The 5,554-nt window shown below is 38.8% G+C and carries 4 protein-coding genes and 1 other annotated feature; of the genes, 1 reads left to right on the top strand and 3 read right to left on the bottom strand.

Annotation, left to right across the window (positions count from 1 at the left end; translation table 11 throughout):
- Positions 1 to 62 precede the first annotated feature (62 nt).
- The gene (gene zapA / locus AC1DOS_RS17545) at positions 63 to 323 is read right to left on the bottom strand and encodes a cell division protein ZapA (protein WP_108585311.1); all 261 of its coding nucleotides are present in this window, start codon (positions 321 to 323) and stop codon (positions 63 to 65) included.
- Between the two features lie 89 nt (positions 324 to 412).
- On the opposite strand from zapA, the gene rnhC reads away from it, so the two are divergent.
- Positions 413 to 1,348 (top strand): ribonuclease HIII, encoded by a 936-nt coding sequence (gene rnhC, locus AC1DOS_RS17540; RefSeq protein WP_477538536.1) that lies wholly within the window; start codon positions 413 to 415, stop codon positions 1,346 to 1,348.
- Between the two features lie 445 nt (positions 1,349 to 1,793).
- Here the strand turns inward: rnhC and pheT are convergent, their stop codons facing one another.
- Entirely contained in the window at positions 1,794 to 4,205 is a 2,412-nt protein-coding gene (gene pheT / locus AC1DOS_RS17535; RefSeq protein WP_477538535.1) for a phenylalanine--tRNA ligase subunit beta, read from the bottom strand.
- 12 nt (positions 4,206 to 4,217) lie between these two features.
- A complete protein-coding gene (gene pheS / locus AC1DOS_RS17530) occupies positions 4,218 to 5,255 on the bottom strand; it encodes a phenylalanine--tRNA ligase subunit alpha (RefSeq protein WP_108585314.1) in 1,038 nt (345 codons plus the stop codon).
- A 43-nt stretch (positions 5,256 to 5,298) separates the two neighbouring features.
- Positions 5,299 to 5,533: a binding site (T-box leader), on the bottom strand.
- Positions 5,534 to 5,554: the final 21 nt, after the last annotated feature.

The raw sequence follows: 5,554 nt of genomic DNA, 5'->3' as shown, positions 1-5,554 counted from the left end.
GTTTAGCACCTACGAATAATCCTATAAATAATACTAGTAAAATAATAATATCTAACATTTATTCAGCCCTTTAACCTTTTGATTTCTTCTTCTAGTTGTTCGACTTGTTCTATTAATTTAACATTTTCGTGAACGGTATTGATCGCAGTAAGAACTGCTAGTTTTGCACTATCTAATGAGGGATTGTGCGAATTAATTTCTCGCATTTTATCATCAACCATTGAGGCTACTAGACGCATATGACCGCTCGTTTCGGAACCGAGCATTTTATACGTTTGCCCATAAATATCTACTGAAACTCGTATTTTATGTTGCTCTGACAAAGGGTACCCTCCTCATCAAAATCCTACTATATATCATACCATGAAATAGATAGACTTGGGAATACACACCATTAGAAAGGAAAGTGATTATGTCAAACGAAGTACTATTACTATCAACTACTCAAATAAAAAACGTGATGTCTTATTATGCAACAAGCAAAATTGAGCGCAATGCTCCAGGAGTTATATTTGCAGCAAAACTAACAGATACTTCAATTACTGCTTATAAATCGGGTAAAGTTTTGTTTCAAGGTGGAGGCGCTACAAGAGAAGCGATGCGCTGGGGTACGACTCAAGAAAAAACAGCTAAAAAAATCAGTTCAGCAAAAGGCGATACATTGCCTGAAGGCTTTGCGTTGAAATCAGTGCTTGGTTCGGACGAAACTGGAACTGGTGACTTTTTTGGTCCCATGACCGTCGCAGCTTGTTATGTTCCTGCCGATAAAGTAGAGCTTATTCAATTTTTAGGTGTAAAGGACTCGAAAATGCTAACCGACGATTTGATGCGCAAAATTGCTCCTGATTTAAAAGAATCCTTAACCTATAGCATTTTAATTCTTGGCAATGAAAAATATAACACTGTGCAAGCAAAGGGTTGGTCACAAGGGAAAATAAAAGCCTTGTTGCATAATCAAGCATTGAAACATGTGCTCACTAAAATAGCTCCTGAAAAACCAGAGTTCATTTTAATCGATCAATTTGCCGAACGTGGTATTTACTACAACCATGTGAAAGCAGAAAAGGAAATCATTCGTGAAAATGTCTTGTTTTCAACTAAAGCTGAGCAACTACATGTCTCGGTTGCTGCGGCTTCGATTTTAGCTCGCGTCGCATTTTTGGAAGAGATGGATAAGCTTAGCCTAAAAACAGGATTTACGATCCCAAAAGGAGCAAGCTCTAAAGTAGACGAAATTGCTGCGAAAATATTATTAGATAAAGGTGAAGAAGAGTTAAAATCCATAACGAAATGGCATTTTGCAAATAGCCAAAAAGCGATGGCTTTAGCCCAAAAGAAAAAAAGATAGTTGGTTGTATGGAAGGTATCAAGGTGTTTAAAAAACTTTTTATCATACTGATCCTTATTTCATTCATCACTTTTCTTCTTGTTGGAAAATATAATAAGTCCGATAATAACCACCTGATTAATCTCAAATAAATAAACAAAAAGAGCTATTTCCTAATCACAAACACGTGAAAAGAATCAGCTCTTTTTTATCTTCGAAGTTTGACGTTACCCTATCAAAAACTTCCATATATATACTTTTACAACGTGAATGCTCATAATTACAACGAGACCATCCATTTTTACAACGTCAGCCTCAATAATTACAACGTGAACCCTGTTTATTACAACTGAGCCATCGCTCAATCTAGTCATTCTTCTTTATCATCATTAAAAAAGAAGAGATTGGACGTAAAAAGTGCCAGGCACTTTTTTCACGTCCACCTCTTCATTTCATTTTCTTTCAGTTATCCTCGAAGTTGTACGTTTCCTTGCTCTTCTAGTGCTTTTAACACTTTCGAATGAGCTTTCACGACTTCTTCATCAGTTAATGTACGTTCTGGATCTTCGTAAGTTAAAGAGAATGCGACCGATTTTTGACCTGGCTCCATTTTCTCACCTTCGTATAAATCGAAGACACGTACATCTTTCAATAACTTACCACCCGCACTGCGAATGATTTTTTCTAATTCTCCAGCCGCTTTCGCTCGTTCCGCAACTAACGCAATATCGCGTGAGATAGATGGGAAACGTGGTACTGGTGTGTACAATAATGGTTCTAAAGTGAAAGTTAGTAATTTCGCCAAGTTCAGTTCCATCACATATGTTTCTTTTAAATCACGTTTCTTCTGTTCGGTTGGATGCAATTGCCCCACTATACCAATCATTTTGTCGGCTAATTTAATTGTAGCTGTTCTACCAGGATGTAAACCGTCCATTTGCGCTTGCTCAAATGACATATGTTTATCTAATCCTATTTTCGCAAACAAGCCTTCAATGATTCCTTTTAACACAAAGAAATCTACTGTTTTGCGTTCACCTTGCCAACTATGATCAAGCCATTTCCCTGTCATTACTGCAGCAACATGTTCTTCTTCATGAGGAAGTCCTTCTGAAGTTTCACCTAAGAATACTGAACCCGTTTCGAACATCGTTACAGCATCCGCTTTACGTGCAATGTTATATGTCGCAGCTTCAAGTAAATGTGGAATTAACGATTGACGTAATGTACTACGGTCTTCACTCATAGGCATTAATAATTGTGTCACCGGTGCAGCTTCTAGTGCAAAGCTCTGCGCAAGTTCTTTAGATGTTAATGAATACGTAATCGCTTGTTGCAATCCAGCACCTTCCAAGTAGTTTCGAACAATGCGTCGTTGTGCTTGGTAAGGAGTTAAGCCACCCGGAGTCGATTCCCCTTTAGGCAGTGTTATTGGAATTTCGTCATATCCATATATACGAGCAATTTCTTCTACAATGTCTTCTTCAATTTGAATATCTTGACGACGTGTAGGTGCTTTAATGTAAAGCAAACCATTTGCTGCTTCGAATTCGAATTTCAAACGACTTAATATAGACGTCATATCTTCTAAGGAAATTTTCATGCCTAAACGATTATTAATGAAATCTGGAGATACAACCACTTCTTTTTGTGATTTATCCAGTTCGTCTACTACTACACTTCCTTGTAGGATTTCTCCTCCAGCAAGTTCAGCAATTAGTTGAGCAGCACGTTCTGCAGCTGCTTCCACACGGTTTGGATCCACGCCTTTTTCAAAACGCGAACTCGCATCACTGCGTAAATTGTGATCTTTAGACGTTTGGCGAACAGAAGCGGGCTTGAAGTATGCTGATTCAATAACGACAGTTGTCGTGCCTTCATGAACTTCAGAATTTGCTCCACCCATCACTCCAGCAATCGCAACCGCTTCTTGACCATTAGTAATGACTAATTGATGTGATGCTAATTCACGTTCTTGCGTATCTAATGTAGTAATTTTCTCACCTTGACGAGCAGCTCGCACAACGATTTCTCCTGTTTGCAAACGATCATAATCAAAGGCATGAAGCGGTTGACCATATTCCATTAATACATAGTTMGTTACATCCACTACATTATTATGAGGACGTACTCCAGCAGCCATTAAACGTTGCTGTAACCATAATGGAGATTCACCAATTTTTACATTTTTCACGACTTTAGCAATATATAGTGGGTTTGCATCCATGTCTTCCACACGAAGTTTCAAGACATTTTCAGCAGATTCTGATGATGTTGAATACGTAATTTCAGGATACTTCATATCTTCCGAAAGAATTGCACCTACTTCATATGCTACGCCTAACATACTCATCGCATCTGCTCTATTAGGTGTTAAACCAAGTTCGAGCACTGTGTCATGTAAACCAAGAACTTCAAGTGCATCAGCACCCGCTTGTGTATCCACTGGTAACACGTAAATTCCTTCTGCATAAGCTTTAGGTACAAGCTTCCCTTCAATTGCTAGTTCTTGAAGTGAACAGATCATACCGTTTGATTCTTCTCCGCGAAGCTTCGCTTTTTTAATTTTCATTCCACCAGGTAAAACAGCACCTGGACGGGCAACGATTACTTTTTGACCTTTTGCAATGTTTGGAGCACCACAAATAATTTGAGTTACTTCTTCCCCAACATTGACTTGGCAAATAGATAATTTGTCTGCTTCTGGATGTTTTTCGCATTCTAAAACATGACCCACTACAACATTTGTCATTCCATGAGAACGATCGATAACTGCGTCCACTTCAATCCCAGAACGAGTAATTTTTTCAGCGAGTTCCGCAGGATCTAACCCTTTTGTATCTATATAATCAGCTAACCATTTAGTTGAAACTAACATGTGATCTCCTCCTTACACTTCAGTCCGGTGAAATTGCGAAACGAATCGCACGTCATTCGTATAGAAATGACGAATGTCTTCCACTCCGTATTTCAACATCGCAATGCGCTCTGGTCCCATACCGAATGCAAATCCAGACAGACGTTTTGAATCGTACCCTGCCATTTCTAAGACATTTGGATGTACCATACCGGCACCTAAAATTTCAAGCCAACCTGTTTTTTTACAAACGTTACAGCCGCTACCGCCACATTTGAAACATGAAATATCCATTTCAACAGAAGGCTCTGTGAATGGGAAGAAACTTGGACGCAAACGTATTTCACGATCATCGCCAAACATTTTCTTCGCAAATACAGACAATGTTCCTTTTAAGTCACTCATATTAATGTTCTCGCCAATTACTAGACCTTCGATTTGAGTGAATTGGTGTGAATGTGTCGCATCATCGCTATCACGTCGATACACTTTACCTGGACAAATAATCTTGATTGGCTCTCCACCTTTTGCTTCCATTGTGCGAGCTTGAACTGGAGATGTGTGTGTACGAAGTAAAATATCTTCAGAAATATAGAATGAATCTTGCATATCTCTTGCTGGATGACCTTTCGGCAAGTTCAATGCTTCAAAGTTATAGTAATCTTTTTCAACTTCAGGACCTTCAGCAATTTCGTATCCCATGCTGATAAACAAGTCTTCAATTTCTTCTACCACACGTGTTAATGGATGGTGATTTCCAGTTTTTGCTGGACGACCTGGTAATGTTACATCGATTGATTCATTTTCAAGTTGTTGTTGAATTGCCGCGTCTTCTAGTAAAACTAAACGCTCATCCAAAACTGACGTTACTTCTTCACGAACTACGTTTACAAGTGCACCCATTTTAGGACGTTCTTCAGCAGGTAGTTTACCCATTCCTTTTAACAGATCCGTAATCGGTCCTTTTTTACCTAAATAGGCAACTCGAACATCTTGTAGTTCTTTCACATTTGAAGCGGCTTCTATTTTGCCAATTGCTTCTTGTTTTAATTGTTGTAATTGTTCTTGCATGTGTATATCCTCCCTCTAAAAAAATAAAAAACCCCGCCCCTGAAAAAGGGACGAGGAACTATTTCGCGGTACCACCCTGATTACTACGCTGACTTTCCAGACGTAATCACTTCATTGAATTAACGGCTCTTCACCGGCACATCTTTACAGCAATCGCTGGTCCTGATGGCAACTAACGGGGTGAACTTCGATGAATCTTCTATATTTGCACTTTCAGTCTGGGTGCAAACTTCCTAGATAAAAGGGTTTCATGTACTCTTCCCGGTCACAGTTTTTAACGTATCAAATTACTATCTAGT

This window comes from Paenisporosarcina sp. P5_A11 (assembly GCF_056400705.1).
This window is presented reverse-complemented; position numbering and strand designations above follow the sequence as displayed.

Coding starts and splice junctions, on each gene's coding strand:
- rnhC (WP_477538536.1), top strand. CDS start 413: ATGTCAAACGAAGTACTATTACTATCAACTACTCAAATAAAAAACGTG.
- pheS (WP_108585314.1), bottom strand. CDS start 5,255: ATGCAAGAACAATTACAACAATTAAAACAAGAAGCAATTGGCAAAATA.